Below are 16,968 nucleotides of genomic sequence, written 5' to 3'. Positions count from 1 at the left end.
CGAGGGCGGTCGCCGGTCATGACCGAGGAGACGAGCGGCTGCCCGGGCCGACCGGGCAGCCAGTGGTACGACAACGAAGCCGGGCCCCTGGTCAGGCCCTACGCGATGACGGGCGGGCGCACCAGGCCAGGGCCGAGCGGCGTCCGCTTCGACCTGATCGCACTGGTCACGCTCGCCGACGGCGCCCCAAGGCCGGGGGAGGACACGGCTCTTGGCCCCGAGCACCGGACGCTGATCGAGCTCTGCCGTGTCGAGACGCAGTCGGTGGCGGAGCTCGCCGCCGACGCCGATCTGCCCGTGGGCGTGGTCCGAGTGCTCCTCGGTGACCTGCTGGAAATGGGCTGCGTCAAGGTCAGCCGACCGGTGCCGCCCGCACAGCTTCCCGACGAAAAGATCCTCCGAGAGGTGATCGATGGGCTCCGAGCACTCTGACGCCACCGGCGGCGAGACCGCTGCCATGGCACTGAAGATTCTGGTCGCCGGCGGATTCGGGGTGGGCAAGACCACCCTGGTCGGCGCGGTCAGCGAGATCCGCCCGCTGCGCACCGAAGAACTGCTCAGCGAAGCGGGCGAGTCGGTGGACGACACCGAGGGCGTCGACCGGAAGACCACGACGACCGTGGCCATGGACTTCGGCCGCATCACCATCCGGTCGGGCCTGTCGCTGTACCTGTTCGGTACTCCGGGCCAGGACCGGTTCTGGTTCCTGTGGGACGAGCTCTCCCAGGGCGCCCTCGGTGCCGTCGTCCTCGCGGACACCCGACGGCTCGAGGACTGCTTCCCCGCCGTGGACTACTTCGAGCACCGACGCATCCCGTTCGTCGTGGCGGTGAACTGCTTCGCGAACGCGCGTACGTACGGGGCGCACGAAGTGTCACGAGCCCTGGACCTCGATCGCGGGACCCCCGTGGTGCTGTGCGACGCACGGGACCGCGATTCAGGGAAGGAGGTGCTGATACGGCTGGTCGAGTACGCCGGGCGAATGCACACCGCCCGGCTGCTCGACTCGGTGGGCTGACCCCTCAGTCGGAGACCCCGGCGACCGCGAGCACCTTGTCGATCCTCACGCGGACCAGGAGTTCCCCCGGGACGCCGTTGCGCTTGCCGAACTCCTCGGCCCGGTCCTCGCCCATGTAGCGTGCGCCGATACGGGCCGCCCAGTGCTGGAGCTGCTCGATGTCCTCGATGAGTTCTGCCCGGCCCTGCAGGACCACGAAGGCGAACGGCGGCTGATCGTCGTCGACGCACAGGGCCACGCGCCCGTCGCGGGCGAGGTTCCGCCCCTTGACGGACTCCTTTCCGGTGTTGAACACCAGGTCGTCACCGTCGATCAGGAACCAGATCGGTGCGATGTGCGGGCTGCCGTCCGCCCTGACGGTCGAGAGCTTTCCGGTTCGGGTGCCGTGCGAGACGAAGGCCCGCCATTGGTCATCGGTCATCTTCTGTGCCATGTCCTCATCATGCTTGCCGGGGCGCCGGTCGTGGGGAAGGCTGGCAGATCAGATCCTCCAGCCAGGGGGAGCGGATTCGGGGAGACGGGAACATGGGGCAGAGCACGGGACTCGGCTGGCTGCTTGACGACCTGACCCAGCGGATGGAGCACGTACGACACGCACTGGTGCTGTCCAACGACGGGCTGGTGACCGGCGCGAGTTCCGATCTGAAGCGCGAGGACGCGGAGCACCTGGCCGCGGTGTCGTCGGGACTGCACAGCCTCGCCAAGGGATCGGGACGCCATTTCCACGCGGGCAACGTGCGCCAGACGATGATCGAGTTCGACGACGCGGTCCTCTTCGTCACGGCGGCGGGCGAAGGAAGTTGCCTCTGCGTCCTGAGCGCGGCGGAGGCCGACATCGGACAGGTCGCGTACGAGATGACACTGCTCGTGAACCGCGTAGGCGAGCACCTGGGCGTGGGCGCCCGGCACCCGGAACGCACCCCTGTCGTGGACCTCTGACCTGCGCTGACGTTGCCACGTCAAGAGTTATCCACAGGCTCAGCGAGGATCGCCGGGATCGGGCTACGGTTTTTCCCGAGAGCAATCAGATCTCACGGGGGAGAACCACCATGACCGGTGACACCATCACGCAGCCCACCGCCGCCGCAATCGTCCAGCCGACGGTCGCACCGAGCCGTGCCGCGAAGGAACTCGACCTGAAACGCGGCGAGTTCGACTTGGCCGTGATGCTCGGGCGTATCCGTACCGTCGGAGACATGGCGGGCGGCCAGCGCCGCATCAGCCGCGCGGAGATCGATCGCGTGCGCGGTAGCGAAGGCTTCCCGGAGGCGCTTCGCGAGAGCATCAGAGCGGTGGGCACCACGGAGGGCGCGGGGCTCATGGAGATCACCACGGCCCGCTTCACCCGCCTCGCCCGCGCAGGCGTCCTGACGCCCGTGAAGTTCTACCTCAATCGGTACCGAGCCGTGGTCTGGCTCTATCTTGCCCAAGAGCTACGGCAGTTCGCCGAGGCCGAGGCCAATGGCGAACTGCTCACAGGCCGCATGCCGGGGTCGATGCGTGAGCGGCTCGACGAAGGCCAGGACCTGCGGGCGCGGAATTGGCGGGGTCGATACGCGGGATGCCTGCTGCAGCAGTCCGTGGATCCCTGGGAGCGTGCTGCCGCCGTGGCCTCCTTGCTCGACCCCGTGCAGATCGCGGAGATCGTCAGGGATCCGTATGAACGCGCCTATCTCAACCGGCTCAAGCCGGTGCCCCGCACCCATGGAGCCCCGGACTCGCCCGTGGCTCGGATCGTCGAGAGAATCACGACTGCGGACGACCCGGACGAAATCCGCTGGCTGCGCTCCAGCCTGTTGATCGGCCTCGTCCAGGCCCGCGCGCAGCGCCCGGCGCCTCGCCCGGTGCCCCGGCCCACACCGGGGAACGTCCCCGAACCGGCCGTCCACGCCCCGGAATCGGAGCCGCTGAGCGATGTCGCGGTCGAGCCTTCGATGGAGGAATCGCGCGGCCTGATGAAGTGGCTGCGCCGCAGGCGGACCTAGCGGGCAAGGGGTGCGGGGTAGGCGCCACTACATGGTCGCGTCCAGGTCCTTGGCGTACTCCTCGATGGCGGGGCGGTAGCCGGCGATCTCCGGGTCGTTGGTCGTGGTGACGAGCAGCGTCAGGAGGATCTCCATGGCGTCATGGGTTCGGCCGGTGTTGTACAGCGCCATGGCCAGGAACGTCTTGAGCCCGCCGTCGTCGGGGAATTCTGCCGCCGCCTCACCGAGGGTGGCGGCGGCCTCCTCGTAGCGCCCCAGGATCCGATAGGTGCTGCCCAGACCCAGGAGGGCGCCGCGGCGATCATCCCTCGACAGGCCCGTGCCGTCGAGCGCGCGCTCGTAGTACGGCACCGCTTCGGCCTCCAGGCCGAGCGTGTCGTGGACCCATGCCGTCTGGTACGCCACCTGAACGTCGTGCGGAAGCTCGGCGGCCAGGGAGACGAGGATCTCCCTTGCCTCCTCGCGTCGCTCTTCCTCGCGGAGCCGTACCGCCTCCGCGAGTCGCCGGTCCCTGTCCTCGCCCGGATTCCCGCTCAATTCCCCATCCCCTTCGTTGTGTTGCTCATCGAGCCGTCCGCTTTGCCCACGCCGAAATCCCTCCCGAACGGAGGCAAAGATGCCTGTCGTGCCCCGCCGGTCCGCGTTGCGTTCCTCAACCGGCCAGTTCCTCCTCGAGCCAGGTGCGGCCCCGCGCGCGAGCGGTGAGTCGTACGCCGTCCAGGCGCGGGGCGAGGCGCTCGGCCTCGGCCTGGACCGCGCTGCGTGCGTCCGCGCCGACGTCTTCGAGGAACTTGCAGACGATCTCTCCGCTGCCGTCCTGGGCCCAGCCTCCGACGATGCGGCCGTTCCACCACACGGACGGGCCGATGTTGCCGTTCCTGTCGAAGACGCGCGGGCCGTGCTCTGCGAGGAACCAGCCGCGGTTCTGCCAGCCCATCGGCGTGGAGTCGAGGGCCGGCAGCAGGGCGGCCCATGGCTCGGGGTGGGCGGTCTCCTCCAGGTCGTCGGGGAGCAGCAGCCCGGTCGTTCCGTCCAAGTCGACTTCGACAGGGCGCAGTTGAGTCAGGGCCCGTGTCGTCTGCGTCTTGGTCCACCCGGCCCACCACCGCAGATCGTCCGCCGTGGCCGGGCCGAACGTCCGCAGCCATCGCCGCGCGAGTTCCGTCTCGGCCTCCTGGGTGTCCCAGTCGGCGAGGCCGCCGGGGAACCACTCCGCCAGCGGTGCCCAGCGGTACTGGTGGGAGGTCCATGTGCCCCGCGGACGTCCCCGCACCACGTGTCCCTCGGCAGCGAGCAGCAGCAGAAGCCGACTGGCCAGCTTCTGGCGGCCCTCGTAGCTCTTGCCGCGCGACATGACCAGTTCGGTGCTGAGGCGAGGATCGTCGCTCGCGATGTCCGCCGCCGTCGCCTCGCCCCGCTCCTTGAGGGACCGCAGCGCCACTTCCTCGGTCTTCGCCAGCCACGCCGCCACTCCGGCCGTATCGTCGGCGACCCCGGCTTCCGTCAGCATCTTCAGGACGAGGCGGCGCTCCCGCGCGGCGACCGCCCGCGAGCAGGCGGCCTGCAGCACGGGAGCCACGTCCAGGGGCGAGACGAAGACGGTGCGGCGCATCCCCATGAACCGGATCAGCGACCGGTCCTCGTACAGGGCACGCTCCACGTCCGCCACCCGGCCGTCGCGCATGCGGGCCCAGGCGCCGACGTAGACCGACGACGGGTCGGTGCCGTGCAGGGCCAGCAACGACCGTGCCACCTCGACGGGGTCGTCGGTCCGGGTGTCCGTCGTCAGGCGGTGGCGCAGGGCCAGGCGCGCCCGCCGTTCCGCTGCGTCGATCCGTCGCACCATGCCTCCCGTAGGGGTCTTCCGTTGCTCACGCGCCTGCTGTCGGACCGTCCATGTGGCGTTCCCCGTACGGCCGGAACAGCCCCTCCTGCACCACCGACACCAGAAGTCGGCCCTCGGTGTCGTAGATACGACCACGGGCGAGGCCGCGGCCCCCCACGGCGATGGGGGACTCCTGGTCGTACAGGAACCACTCGTCCGCGCGGAAGGGGCGGTGGAACCACATGGCGTGGTCGAGGGATGCCATGTCGAAGCCGCGGGGGCCCCAGAGCGGCTCGACCGGGATGCGGACGGCGTCGAGGAGCGTCATGTCGCTGGCGTAGGTCAGCGCGCAGGTGTGCACGAGCGGATCGTCGCCCAGCGGGCCGACGGCGCGCATCCACACCGCGCTGCGCGGCTCGGCGTCCTTGACCTCCTCGGCGGTCCAGCGCAGCCGGTCCACATAGCGGATGTCGAAGGGCTGACGCCGGGCCATGCGCTCCAACTGCTCGGGGAGCGCGCCGAGGTGCTCCTTGATCTCTTCGGCGACCGTCGGCAGTGACTCCGGGTCGGGAGCCGCGATGCGCGGCGGCAGCTGATGTTCGAACGCGCCCTGCTCGGGCTGATGGAAGGAGGCGGTGAGGTTGAAGATGGTGCGGCCCTGCTGGACGGCGGTGACACGGCGCGTGGTGAAGGAGCGCCCGTCCCTGACCCGTTCGACCTGGTACACGATGGGCACCCCGGGCCGACCCGGGCGCAGGAAGTACGCGTGCAGCGAGTGCACCGGGCGGTCGCCCTCGGTGGTGCGCCCCGCCGCCACCAGCGCCTGCCCGGCGACCTGCCCGCCGAACACGCGCTGCAGGGACTCCTGCGGGCTGCGGCCCCGGAAGATGTTGACCTCGATCTGCTCCAGGTCCAGCAGATCGACCAGCCGGTCGGCGGGATTGTTCATGACAGTTCCTCGACTCCTGTCCGGGACACGCGGATGCTCGGGACGCTCAGAGCTGGCCGACGTCCGTGACCCGGACGACGGCGCGGCCCTCCTCGTCGGAGGCCGCGAGATCGACCTCCGCGCTGATGCCCCAGTCATGGTCGCCGTTCGGGTCGGCGAACGTCTGCCGGACGCGCCACAGACCGTGCTCGGGATCCTCCTCGATGAGCAACAGCTTGGGACCGCGCGCGTCGGGACCGGTGCCGAGATCTTCGTACTCGTCCCAGTACTTGTCCATGGCCTCGCCCCACGCGTCCGCGTCCCAGCCGGACTCGGCGTCGAGCTCGCCCAGCTCCTCGACGTGGTCGAGGGCGGCCAGCTCGACCCTGCGGAAGAGCGCGTTGCGCACCAGGACGCGGAAGGCGCGGGCGTTGGCCGTGACCGGCTTGACCTGGTCGGCCTTCTCCTGGGCCTCCTCCGCCGTCATGACCTCGGGGTTGGCCAGCTGCTCCCACTCGTCGAGGAGGCTGGAGTCGACCTGGCGGACCATCTCGCCGAGCCAGGCGATCAGGTCTTCGAGGTCCTCGGACTTCAGGTCGTCCGGGATGGTGTGCTCCAGGGCCTTGTACGCGCTCGCGAGGTAGCGCAGCACGATCCCCTCGGTACGGGCGAGTTCGTAGAAGGAGGTGAACTCGGTGAAGGACAGCGCCCGTTCGTACATGTCGCGGATGACGGACTTCGGGGACAGCGGGTGGTCGCCGACCCACGGGTGGCTGGTGCGGTACGTGTTGTAGGCGTGGAAGAGCAGCTCTTCCAGGGGCTTGGGGTACGTGATGTCCTGCAGCCGCTCCATCCGGTCCTCGTACTCGACCCCGTCGGCCTTCATGAGGGCCACGGCCTCGCCGCGCGCCTTGTTCTGCTGGGCGGCGAGGATCTGGCGCGGGTCGTCGAGGGTGGACTCGACGACGGACACCATGTCGAGGGCGTACGAGGGCGATTCGGGGTCGAGCACCTCGAAGGCGGCGAGGGCGAACGTCGACAGCGGCTGGTTGAGGGCGAAGTCCTGTTGCAGGTCGACCGTCAGGCGCACGATGCGGCCCGTGGCGTCCGGCGCGTCGAGCTTCTCCACGACGCCGCCGTCGAGCAGGGAGCGGTAGATCGCGATGGCCCGGCGGATGTGCCGCAGCTGCTGCTTGCGCGGCTCGTGGTTGTCCTCGAGGAGGCGGCGCATCGCCTCGAAGGCGTTGCCGGGACGGGCGATCACGGACAGCAGCATGGTGTGCGTGACGCGGAAGCGGGAGGTCAGCGGCTCGGGCTCGGAGGCGATGAGTTTCTCGAAGGTCGTCTCGCTCCAGGCGACGAAGCCCTCGGGAGCCTTCTTGCGGACCACCTTGCGGCGCTTCTTCGCGTCGTCGCCGGCCTTGGCGAGTGCCTTCTCGTTCTCGATGACGTGCTCGGGTGCCTGCGCGACCACGAAGCCCGCCGTGTCGAAGCCCGCGCGCCCGGCGCGCCCGGCGATCTGGTGGAACTCCCGCGCGCGCAGCGTGCGGACGCGGTTGCCGTCGTACTTGGTGAGGGCGGTGAACAGCACCGTGCGGATCGGGACGTTGACGCCGACGCCCAGGGTGTCCGTGCCGCAGATGACCTTGAGGAGGCCGGCCTGTGCGAGCTTCTCCACCAGGCGGCGGTACTTGGGCAGCATGCCGGCGTGGTGGACGCCGATGCCGTGGCGCACGTAGCGCGAGAGGTTGCGGCCGAACTTGGTGGTGAAGCGGAAGTTGCCGATCAGGTCGGCGATCTTGTCCTTCTCCTCGCGCGTGCACATGTTGATGCTCATCAACGACTGCGCACGCTCGACGGCCTGGGCCTGTGTGAAGTGCACGATGTAGACCGGCGCCTGCTTGGTCTCCAGGAGCTCGGTGAGCGTCTCGGTGATGGGCGTCAGGCGGTACTCGTACGACAGGGGGACCGGTCGCGTCGCGGAGCGGACGACCGAGGTGGGGCGGCCCGTGCGGCGCGTCAGGTCCTTCTCGAACATGCTGACGTCGCCGAGCGTCGCCGACATGAGGATGAACTGGGCTTGGGGCAGTTCGAGCAGCGGGATCTGCCAGGCCCAGCCGCGGTCCGGCTCGGCGTAGAAGTGGAACTCGTCCATCACGACCTGGCCGATGTCGGCGTCCTTGCCGTCCCGCAACGCGATCGAGGCGAGGACCTCGGCCGTGCAGCAGATGACGGGGGCGTCGGCGTTCACCGACGCGTCGCCGGTCAGCATGCCGACGTTCTCGGTGCCGAAGAGCTTGCACAGGTCGAAGAACTTCTCCGACACCAGGGCCTTGATGGGCGCCGTGTAGAAGGTGACCTTGTCCTGGGCCAGCGCCGTGAAGTGCGCCCCCGCCGCGACCAGGCTCTTGCCGGAGCCGGTCGGCGTGGACAAGATCACGTTCGCCCCGGAGACCACCTCGATCAGCGCCTCCTCCTGGGCCGGGTAGAGAGTGATGCCCTGGTCCTCGGCCCACGACGAGAAGGCTTCGAAGAGGGCATCGGGGTCGGCGTCCGGCGGCAGCTGATCAATAAGGGTCACACCCCCATCTTGCCTTCCTTCTCACCAGATCAGGGAACCGGAGGTTCTTACGAAGATCACGAACGCTACGCTGTGTCGCCAACGGGGCGTCAGAACAATGGAAATGGGGCGGGCAACAGCAATGATGGGACCGGCACACTCACTCTCGGGGGCGGCGGCCTGGCTCGGGGTCGGTGCGGCCGCGGCGGCCGCGGGGCACACGATGCCCTGGCCGGTCCTCCTCGTAGGAGCGCTGATCTGCGCCGGAGCGGCCCTCGCGCCCGACCTCGACCACAAGTCGGCGACCATCTCGCGCGCCTTCGGCCCGCTCTCGCGGGGCCTGTGCGAGATCGTCGACAAGCTCTCCTACGCCGTCTACAAGGCGACCCGCAAGCAGGGGGACCCGCGCCGTTCCGGCGGTCACCGCACGCTCACGCACACCTGGCTGTGGGCGGTGCTGATAGGAGCGGGCACCTCGGCGCTCGCGATCTTCGGTGGGCGCTGGGCGGTGCTCGCGATCCTCTTCGTCCACATGGTGCTCGCCATCGAAGGCCTGCTGTGGCGTGCCGCCCGCGGATCGAGCAGCGACGTGCTGGTGTGGCTGCTCGCCGCGACGAGCGCCTGGATCCTGGCCGGTGTCCTCGACAAGCCCGGCAACGGCTCGGACTGGCTGTTCACCGCGCCGGGCCAGGAGTACCTGTGGCTGGGGCTGCCGATCGTGCTCGGCGCGCTGGTGCACGACTTCGGGGACGCCCTCACCGTCTCCGGGTGCCCGATCCTGTGGCCCATTCCCATCGGCCGCAAGCGCTGGTATCCGATCGGGCCGCCGAAGGCACTGCGGTTCCGGGCCGGCAGCTGGATCGAGCTCAAGGTGCTGATGCCGGTGTTCATGCTGCTCGGGGGAGTGGGCGGCGCGGCCGCGCTCAACTTCATCTGAGGGAGGCCCGCCGACACGCCTGCCCTCGCTCAGGGGGCGGGCGGGTGCTCGCCGTGCCAGGAGTGCCAGAGCGCGGCGTAGGCCCCGTCGGCCGTCACGAGCTCGTCGTGGGTACCGAGCTCGGTCAGCAGCCCGTCCTCCATGACGGCGACACGGTCCGCGTCGTGTGCCGTCTGCAGACGGTGGGCGATGGCGATGACGGTGCGCCCTCGGAGGACGGCGGCCAGGGCGCGTTCCGTGTGGCGTGCCGTGGTCGGATCCAGGAGCGCGGTGGCCTCGTCGAGGATCAGCGTGTGCGGATCGGCGAGGACGACGCGGGCCAGCGACAGCTGCTGGGCCTGCGCCCCGTGCAGGCGGTGGCCTCCTGCGCCCAGCTCGGTGTCCAGACCGTCCGGCAGGTCGTCCGCCCAGTCGGCACCGACCGCGGCGAGAGCGGCGCGCAGCTCGGTGTCCGTCGCGGACTCCGCCGCGATGAGCAGGTTGTCCCGGAGGCTGCCGAGGAATATGTGGTGTTCCTGCGTGACCAGGACGACCTGACGGCGCAGCCGGTCGGGGTCGAGGTCGGAGATCGGGACCCCGCCGACGGTGACCGTGCCCTCGCCCGGTGCGTCCATACCCGCGAGGAGCTTGCTCAAGGTGGTCTTGCCCGCTCCGGAGGGGCCGACGATCGCGAGGCGCTCGCCGGGGCGTACGGACAGGTCGACGCCGCGCAAAACGTCGTCGCCGTTGCCGTAGGCGAAGCGCACGCCCTGGACGTCGATGCGGTCGTCCTCGGGGACGCGGTCGGCAGAGGCGGGGTCCGCCGCCGCGGCCGGGAGGCCGGTCGGGTCCGACGGGGCAGTGGCCAGGCCCTCGACCCGGGCGAAGGAGGCGCCACTGCTCTGCACCTGTTCGATCTGCTGCAGGATCGTGTCCAGCGGCTGGGAGAGCTGGCGCAGGTACAGGGCCGACGCGACCACCGTTCCCAGGCTCACCGTGCCCTGCTCGTGCAAGGCGCTGCCGATGAGCAGCACGGCGACGACCGGAACGAAGTACGAGATGTCGACGGACGGGAACAGGACGGTGCGCAGGAACAGCGTCCGGTCGCGGGCGACGACGCACCGCGCGATCTCCTCCTCGCTGTCCGCGATGCGACGCTCGCGCAGCCCGAAGGCCTCGATGGTGCGCGCCCCGGTGGCGGTGGCGGCGAGTTCCTCGGCCAGCGCGGAGTGGGCCGCTCCCTGGTCGAGGTAGGCGGAGCGGGCCCGGCGCAGGTACCAGCGGGTGGCGAACCAGATGCCGGTGAGGCCGAGCACGCCGCAGGCGCCGAGCAGCGGATCGAGCAGGAAGACCGCACCGAGGATGAACAGCGCCTGGACGACCGCGACGAAGATGTCGGGGCCGGTGTCGCGCAGCGTCTGCCCGGCCGTCGCGACATCGGTGGTGCCGCGCGCCGTGAGATCGCCGGCACCCGCGCGCTCCACGACCGATGCGGGCAGGGCGAGCGCACGGTCGACGAACTGTTCGCGGATGCGGGCCAGGGTGCGTTCGCCGAAACGATGCCCGAGGTGGCGGGCGTGGCGGGCCAGGAGGAGCTGGGCGACGGCGCCGGCGAGGATGCCCAGGGCGAGACGGTCCACCGCGGCGACGTCCCCGCCGTCCTTGACGGTGTTGATGATGTGCCCGAGGAGCCAGGGACCGACGAGGCCCGCGGCCGCGGCGAGCGCGTTGAACACGATCATGGCGGTGAACAGGCGGGTGTCCAGCCGGATCAGGTGGAGGGCGGCGCGGCGGACCTGGCGGGGGTCGGCCACCGGAAGGTGACCGGGCTCGGCGGCGGGCGTCTCGCCGCTACGGGGCGGCGTCACCGGAGGGCCTCATGAGTGGGCTCGGTGGATGTGGGGGACTGCGCGGACCCGGTGGCCGGGCGCGAGCTCACGCGGCCTGTTGGTGTACCGGTTTCCTGCACTTCGTCCTCGATTTCTTCATCGGTGCCGCGCGACACCAGGCGCCGGTATCCAGGGTGCCCGGCCAGCAGGTCGGCGTGGCGGCCGATGGCGGCCACACGGCCGTCGACCAGGTAGTACACGGTGTCCGCCTGGTCGAGGACGAGAGGGGATGTGGTGGTGACGAGCGTCGTGCGGTCCTTGCGGGCGGCGCGGAGCCGGGCCGCCATCCTGGCCTCGGTATGGGCGTCGACCGCCGAGGTGGGGTCGACCGCGAGGAGGACCTCGGGATCGGCGAGCAGGGCTCGGGCCAGGCGTATGCGCTGACGCTGGCCACCGGAGAGATTGCGGCCGTAGGCGTCGAGGGGGGCGTCGAGTCCGTCGGGCAGGCCCTGCACGATGTCCCGGGCCGCGGCGGCGTCGACGGCACGGTCGAGAGCGTCTTCGTCCGGCGTGTGCCGGCCGGAGATCGCCGTGCGCAACGTACCCGCGAAGAGGTCGGCTTCGTTGTCCGCGACGAGGATCCGCGCACGGACCTGATCCGGCGCGACGGCGTCGAGGCGGACCGGACCCCAGGTGGCCGGGGAAGGAGCGAAGCGGCCGAGGCGGTCGACGACATCCGTGCCGTCCGACACGTCGGCTGCGGCGAGTGCGGTGAGGACGCCGGGTGCGACCTCCACACCGGACAGCGGATCACGCAGCACGCAGGGGCCCTCGGGGCCGTCGACCGGCTCCGCGGCGGCGTGGCCTGCCTCGCGCCTGCGCTCCGCCTGAGCGTCCTCGGGCTCCAGGCTCAAGAAGTTCACGACCCTCCGTGCCGCGACGAGGCCGCGGCCGATGTCGTAGCCGCTCTCGATGAAGGAACCGACCGGCACGACGAGGACGGCGACGTAGCCGTAGACGGCCACCAACTCGCCCACGGTGATGGTGCCCTGCGCGGCCATGCGCGCGGCGAGCCATGTCACGGCGGCCAGGAACAGGGTGGGCAGGCCGAGGCCGAAAGCCTGGATCCAGCTCATCGTCGAGCCGACCCGGTGGCCCTCGTCCCGAAGCTTGCGCGAGCCTTCGCGGTAGCGGGCCGCGAACACCCCCTTGCCGCCCAGGCCGTTGAGGACGCGGAGGCCGCCCGCGAGGTCGTCGAGCAGCGCGGCGAGCGTGCCCTGCCGTTCCCGGTAGGCGGTCTCGGCGCCGTGGAGCCTGCTGAGGAGCGGACCGATCAGCAGGGCGAGCACGGGTACGCCGATCAGTACGACCAGGGCGAGCAGCACGGAGACGGACAGCAGCAGGGCGGCCACCACGATGTAGGCCAGCACCGCGCCCACACCCGGGCCCGTGACGGTGAGGGTCTGGCCGATCACGCCCACGTCGGAATGGCCGATCGTGACGACCTCGCCGGCCGAGACCCGGCGGGGCAGCGCGGCGCCGAGCCGGGTCGTGTGGTCGACCACGACGCGGACCGTGCGGAAGTAGGCGTCGAGCCGGATGCGGGTCATCGTCCGGTGCCGCATGATCGCCAGCCAGGCCTGGAGGACGCCGATGCCGAACAGCGCCGCGGCCCAACCGAGCAGTGTGGCGCGATCTCCCGGGCGCAGTCCGTCGTCGATGGCGCGCGACAGGATGTAGGGAGGGAGGGTCAGGCAGATCATCCACGCGCTGCCCAACAAGGCTCCGAGAGCGATCCGTTGCCGTTGGCTGGCAGTCACCCACCAGAGGTAGCGGGCAGGGCCGCGCCGATCGGGGATGCCGGGGTCCGTGGATATCGCAGCCATCTGCGTACCTTAACCACACCTGCCTGGGCAAACGGAGGGCGGCAGGCGGCGTCGGCCGAGCGGGACCCGGTCTCTGGGCCCGGCCCGGCCACCGTGCGCCGTCCCGCCTCCGAGTGCCCTGTGGACCCCGGGCAGCCTCCGCTCCCGAAACGTCCCCTACCCGTGCCAGGACCGCCACAGCGCCGCGTACGCTCCGTCCGCCGCCACCAGTTGGTCGTGGCTGCCCAGTTCGCTGATGCGGCCGCTCTCGACCACCGCGATGACGTCCGCGTCGTGCGCGGTGTGGAGGCGGTGGGCGATCGCCACCACCGTGCGGCCGTCGAGGACGCGGGCGAGCGAGCGCTCCAAGTGCCGTGCCGCGCGCGGGTCGAGGAGCGATGTCGCCTCGTCCAGGACCAGGGTGTGCGGGTCGGCGAGGACCAGACGTGCGAGTGCGATCTGCTGCGCCTGGGCGGGAGTCAGCGCGAAGCCGCCCGAGCCGACCTCGGTGTCCAGTCCTTCGTCGAGGGCGCGGGCCCAGTCGGCCGCGTCGACCGCGCCGAGCGCCGCCCACAGTTCGGCGTCCTGCGCCCCCGTCCTGGCGAGGAGGAGGTTGTCACGCAGGGACCCCACGAAGACGTGGTGCTCCTGGTTGACGAGGGCCACATGGGCGCGTACCTCCTCCGCGGGCATCGCCGACAACTCCGCGTTGCCCAAGGTCACCTGGCCTGTGCGCGGGCCGTAGATCCCGGCAAGCAGCCTGCCCAGGGTCGACTTGCCCGCGCCGGACGGGCCGACGAGGGCGACGCGCGAGCCGGGTTCGACGGCGAGGGACACCTCGCGGAGCACGTCGACGCCCGGACGGTAGCCGAAGTGCACGTCGTCGGCGAGCACATGGCGGCCGTCCGGAGTCACGGAGGCGTCGCCCGCATCCGGTTCGATGTCGCGGACGCCGACGAGACGGGCCAGCGACACCTGGGCGACCTGCAGTTCGTCGTACCAGCGCAGGATGATCCCCAGCGGGTCGACGAGCATCTGCGCGATGAGTACGCCCGTGGTCAGCTGGCCCACGTCGATCCAGCCCTGGAGGACGAAGACGCCGCCGATCATCAGCGTCGAGCAGAGCACGGTCGTGTGGGTGAAGTTGATCACCGGGAAGAGGACCGACCGCAGGTAGAGGGTGTAGCGCTCCCAGGCGGTCCACTCCTTGATGCGGCGTTCCGACAGTTCGATGCGGCGCTCGCCGAGGCGATGGGCCTCCACGGTGCGCCCCGCGTCCACGGTCTCGGCGAGGGCGCCGGCCACGGCGGCGTACCCGGCGGCCTCGGAACGGTACGCGGCGGGCGCCCGCTTGAAGTACCACCGGCAGCCCACCACGAGCAGCGGCACCGCGACGAGCACGGCGGGCGCCAGCGGCGGTGCGGTCACGACGAGTCCGCCGAGCAGCAGCGCCACCCACACCACACCGATGGCGAGCTGCGGAACGGCCTCGCGCATGGCATTGGCGAGGCGGTCGATGTCCGTGGTGATCCGCGAGAGCAGATCACCGGTGCCGGCTCGCTCCAGGACGCCGGGCGGCAGCCCGACGGAGCGCACGAGGAAGTCCTCGCGCAGGTCCGCCAGCATCCGCTCGCCGAGCATCGCGCCGCGCAGTCGCACTTCACGTACGAAGAGGGCCTGTACGAGGAGCGCGAGCGCGAACAGGCCGATGGTGAGCTCCAGATGGAGGTCACCGGCACCGTCCGAGACCTTCTCGACCAGGTCGCCGAGCAGATAGGGACCGACCATCGAGGCGACCACCGCGACGGTGTTCACGCCGATCAGCAGCAGGAAGGCCCCCCGGTGGCGTTGGAACAGCTCGCGCACATAGGTCCGTACGGTCGCTGCCGAGCCGATGGGCAGGGTCTCCGCCGTGGTGGGGGCCGCCGGGTCGTACTCCGGTGGCGCCAGGCCGATCATGCCGTCTCCTCGATGTTGAAGTCCGTGTCGAAGTTGGTGTCGAAGTCCGTGCCGACATCCCTCTTGGCTTCCGCGGCGACCAGCTCCGCCTCGGTCTCGCGGGTCACGACCGCGCGGTACCGCGGTTCGGTGTGCACCAGTTCGCGGTGCGCGCCCACTGCCGCGACCTCGCCGTCGGCCAGGAAGACGACACGTTCGGCGCGGTCCAGGAGCAGCGGCGAGGAGGTGAGGACCACCGTGGTGCGGTTGTGGCGCAGTCGCCGGATGCCGTCGGCGACCCGGGCCTCGGTGTGCGAGTCGACGGCGGACGTCGGCTCGTCGAGCACCAGGGCCTCGGGGTCGGTGACCAACGACCGGGCCAGGGCGAGGCGTTGGCGCTGGCCTCCGGAAAGGGAGCGGCCGCGTTCGGTGAGGTGGGCGGCCATCGGGTCGTCGTCCACCGACGTCTGCGCCAGCGCGTCCAGGACGTCCGCGCACTGCGCTGCCTCCAGCGCCTCCTCGGCGCTGACGGCTCCCGACGCGGGCACGTCGAGGAGCGCGCTGAGCGTTCCCGAGAGCAGGATCGGATCCTTGTCCTGGACCAGGACGGCGGTGCGGGCTGTGGACAGCGGCAGATCGTCGAGCGGTACGTCCCCGAGGCGTACGGACGGCAGGTCCGCGGCCTCGTCGAACGCCGGGTGCCCGCCGAGTCGTTCGGCGAGACGGCCCGCCTCGTCCGGGTCGCCGCACACCACCGCGGTGAGCCGTCCGGCCGGGGCGAGCAGCCCGGTCGCGGGGTCGTACAGGTCACCGGCCGGTACGTGGGAAGCCACCCCCGCGTCCGTGGCCACCCCGGTATCCGTGGCCGCCCTCGCGTCCGAAGCCGCCCTCGCGTCCGTGGCCACCCCGGTATCCGTGGCCACCCCCGCGCCCGAAGCCGCCCTCGTGTCCGTGGCCGCCCTCGTGTCCGTGGCCGCCCTCGTGTCCGTGGCCGCCCTCGTGTCCGTGGCCACCCCCGTATCCGTAGCTGCACCCGCGCCCGTATCCGAAGCCGCACCTGCGTGCGAAGCCACGTCCGCCGTTCCGGACCCCGCCCCCTCCACCGCCCGCTCCAACGACAGCACCCGCGCCGCCCGCTTCGCGGAAGGGCGCGAGAAGGAGTACGCCATGGCGATCTCCTCGAAGTGCCGCAGCGGATAGTTCAGCATCATGACGGCGCTGTAGACGGTGACGAGTTCGCCCACCGTGATGCGGCCCTCACGGGCGAGGTGCACGCCGTGCCAGACGACCGCGATCAGCAGCAGCCCCGGCATCAGGACCTGGATCGCCGAGATCACCGCCCACATGCGGGCGCTGCGCACCGCGGCCGTGCGGACCTCCTGCGAGGCGCGGCGGTAGCGGTCGAGGAAGAGTTCCTCGCCGCCGATGCCGCGCAGCACGCGCAGTCCGGCGACGGTGTCCGACGCCAGTTCGGTGGCGCGCCCCGCCTTCTCGCGCTGGAAGTCCGCCCGGCGCGTGGCGCGGGGCAGCAGCGGGAGCACGGCGATGGCGAGTACGGGGATGCCCACCGCGACGACGACGCCGAGCGCGGGCTGGTACACGAGGAGGCCGACGCAGACCAGCACGACTGTGAGCGCGGCCGCCGCGAACCGCGACAGGGCCTCCACGAACCAGCCGATCTTCTCGACGTCGCCCGTGGAGACCGCGACGACCTCACCGGCGGCGACGCGTCGGGTGAGCGCGGAGCCGAGCAGGGCGGTCTTGCGGGCGAGGAGTTGCTGGACGCGGGCCGCAGCCGTGATCCAGTTGGTGACGGCGGTGCGGTGCAGCATCGTGTCCCCCACCGCGATGGCGACGCCGAGGAGGCCGATCAGCGCGCCCGCGAGGGCGAGCCGCCCGCCGGAGCGGTCGAGCACGGCCTCGACGGCGATGCCGACCATGTAGGGCAGGCCCGCGATGGAGGTGAAGTGCAGCAGGCCCCAGGCAAGGGACTTGAGCTGCCCGCCGAGCTGGTTGCGGCCCAGCCACAGCAGGAAGCGCGGCCCCGACCGGGCATCCGGCACGCCGGGGTCGGTATACGGAAGATCGCGAATCTGCATGACGT

The 16,968-nt window shown here is 71.0% G+C and carries 14 protein-coding genes; 5 read left to right on the top strand and 9 right to left on the bottom strand.

The window, feature by feature from the left end; genetic code table 11:
• Positions 1–18: 18 nt before the first annotated feature.
• Positions 19–432 carry a DUF742 domain-containing protein gene (locus tag AB0B50_RS28610; RefSeq protein ID WP_362338014.1) on the top strand — a complete coding sequence of 138 codons (414 nt, stop codon included), beginning with the start codon at positions 19–21 and terminating at the stop codon, positions 430–432.
• Complete coding sequence (locus tag AB0B50_RS28605) at positions 413–1,018, top strand: ATP/GTP-binding protein (RefSeq protein WP_362338011.1); 606 nt, start codon at positions 413–415, stop codon at positions 1,016–1,018. The genes AB0B50_RS28610 and AB0B50_RS28605 overlap by 20 nt, the downstream gene beginning before the upstream one ends.
• Positions 1,019–1,022: 4 nt before the next feature.
• On the opposite strand, the gene AB0B50_RS28600 is transcribed toward AB0B50_RS28605, so the two are convergent.
• Entirely contained in the window at positions 1,023–1,451 is a 429-nt protein-coding gene (locus tag AB0B50_RS28600; protein WP_362338008.1) for a PPOX class F420-dependent oxidoreductase, read from the bottom strand.
• 92 nt (positions 1,452–1,543) lie between these two features.
• Here AB0B50_RS28600 and AB0B50_RS28595 point away from each other — a divergent pair, with 92 nt between their 5' ends.
• Both AB0B50_RS28595 and AB0B50_RS28590 read left to right on the top strand, forming a co-directional pair.
• The gene (locus AB0B50_RS28595; RefSeq protein WP_362338005.1) at positions 1,544–1,957 is read left to right on the top strand and encodes a roadblock/LC7 domain-containing protein; all 414 of its coding nucleotides are present in this window, start codon (positions 1,544–1,546) and stop codon (positions 1,955–1,957) included.
• A gap of 110 nt (positions 1,958–2,067) precedes the next feature.
• Positions 2,068–3,003, top strand: coding sequence for a DUF6397 family protein (locus AB0B50_RS28590; protein WP_362338002.1), 936 nt, complete (start codon positions 2,068–2,070; stop codon positions 3,001–3,003).
• Positions 3,004–3,030: 27 nt separating this feature from the next.
• Here AB0B50_RS28590 and AB0B50_RS28585 read toward each other — a convergent pair whose 3' ends face one another.
• From AB0B50_RS28585 to AB0B50_RS28570, 4 genes are all read right to left on the bottom strand, one after another.
• A complete protein-coding gene (locus AB0B50_RS28585) occupies positions 3,031–3,540 on the bottom strand; it encodes a tetratricopeptide repeat protein (RefSeq protein WP_362337999.1) in 510 nt (169 codons plus the stop codon).
• Between the two features lie 115 nt (positions 3,541–3,655).
• Positions 3,656–4,849 carry a winged helix DNA-binding domain-containing protein gene (locus tag AB0B50_RS28580; protein ID WP_362337996.1) on the bottom strand — a complete coding sequence of 398 codons (1,194 nt, stop codon included), beginning with the start codon at positions 4,847–4,849 and terminating at the stop codon, positions 3,656–3,658.
• A 25-nt stretch (positions 4,850–4,874) separates the two neighbouring features.
• Positions 4,875–5,777 (bottom strand): acyl-CoA thioesterase II, encoded by a 903-nt coding sequence (locus AB0B50_RS28575; protein WP_362337993.1) that lies wholly within the window; start codon positions 5,775–5,777, stop codon positions 4,875–4,877.
• Between the two features lie 46 nt (positions 5,778–5,823).
• Positions 5,824–8,337: a DUF3516 domain-containing protein gene (locus AB0B50_RS28570; protein ID WP_362337989.1), complete on the bottom strand. Its 2,514-nt coding sequence runs from the start codon at positions 8,335–8,337 to the stop codon at positions 5,824–5,826.
• 121 nt (positions 8,338–8,458) lie between these two features.
• Between AB0B50_RS28570 and AB0B50_RS28565 the strand changes: the two genes are divergently transcribed.
• Positions 8,459–9,253 carry a metal-dependent hydrolase gene (locus AB0B50_RS28565; protein ID WP_362337987.1) on the top strand — a complete coding sequence of 265 codons (795 nt, stop codon included), beginning with the start codon at positions 8,459–8,461 and terminating at the stop codon, positions 9,251–9,253.
• A 29-nt stretch (positions 9,254–9,282) separates the two neighbouring features.
• On the opposite strand, the gene AB0B50_RS28560 is transcribed toward AB0B50_RS28565, so the two are convergent.
• The 4 genes from AB0B50_RS28560 to AB0B50_RS28545 all read right to left on the bottom strand — a co-directional run bounded on the left by AB0B50_RS28560 (position 9,283) and on the right by AB0B50_RS28545 (position 16,963).
• Positions 9,283–10,974, bottom strand: coding sequence for an ABC transporter ATP-binding protein (locus AB0B50_RS28560; protein ID WP_362338583.1), 1,692 nt, complete (start codon positions 10,972–10,974; stop codon positions 9,283–9,285).
• A 122-nt stretch (positions 10,975–11,096) separates the two neighbouring features.
• Positions 11,097–12,947: an ABC transporter ATP-binding protein gene (locus AB0B50_RS28555; protein ID WP_362337984.1), complete on the bottom strand. Its 1,851-nt coding sequence runs from the start codon at positions 12,945–12,947 to the stop codon at positions 11,097–11,099.
• A gap of 156 nt (positions 12,948–13,103) precedes the next feature.
• Positions 13,104–14,885, bottom strand: a complete 1,782-nt coding sequence (locus AB0B50_RS28550) for an ABC transporter ATP-binding protein (protein ID WP_362337981.1) — start codon at positions 14,883–14,885, stop codon at positions 13,104–13,106.
• Complete coding sequence (locus AB0B50_RS28545; protein WP_362338580.1) at positions 14,882–16,963, bottom strand: ABC transporter ATP-binding protein; 2,082 nt, start codon at positions 16,961–16,963, stop codon at positions 14,882–14,884. Before AB0B50_RS28545 ends, AB0B50_RS28550 begins: the two co-directional genes overlap by 4 nt.
• Between the last annotated feature and the right edge of the window lie 5 nt (positions 16,964–16,968).

Source organism: Streptomyces sp. NPDC041068 (assembly GCF_040647455.1).
Taxonomy (GTDB): Bacteria; Actinomycetota; Actinomycetes; order Streptomycetales; family Streptomycetaceae; genus Streptomyces.
The sequence above is the reverse complement of the archived record's forward strand: the minus strand, read 5'-3'. Positions and strand labels throughout refer to the sequence as shown.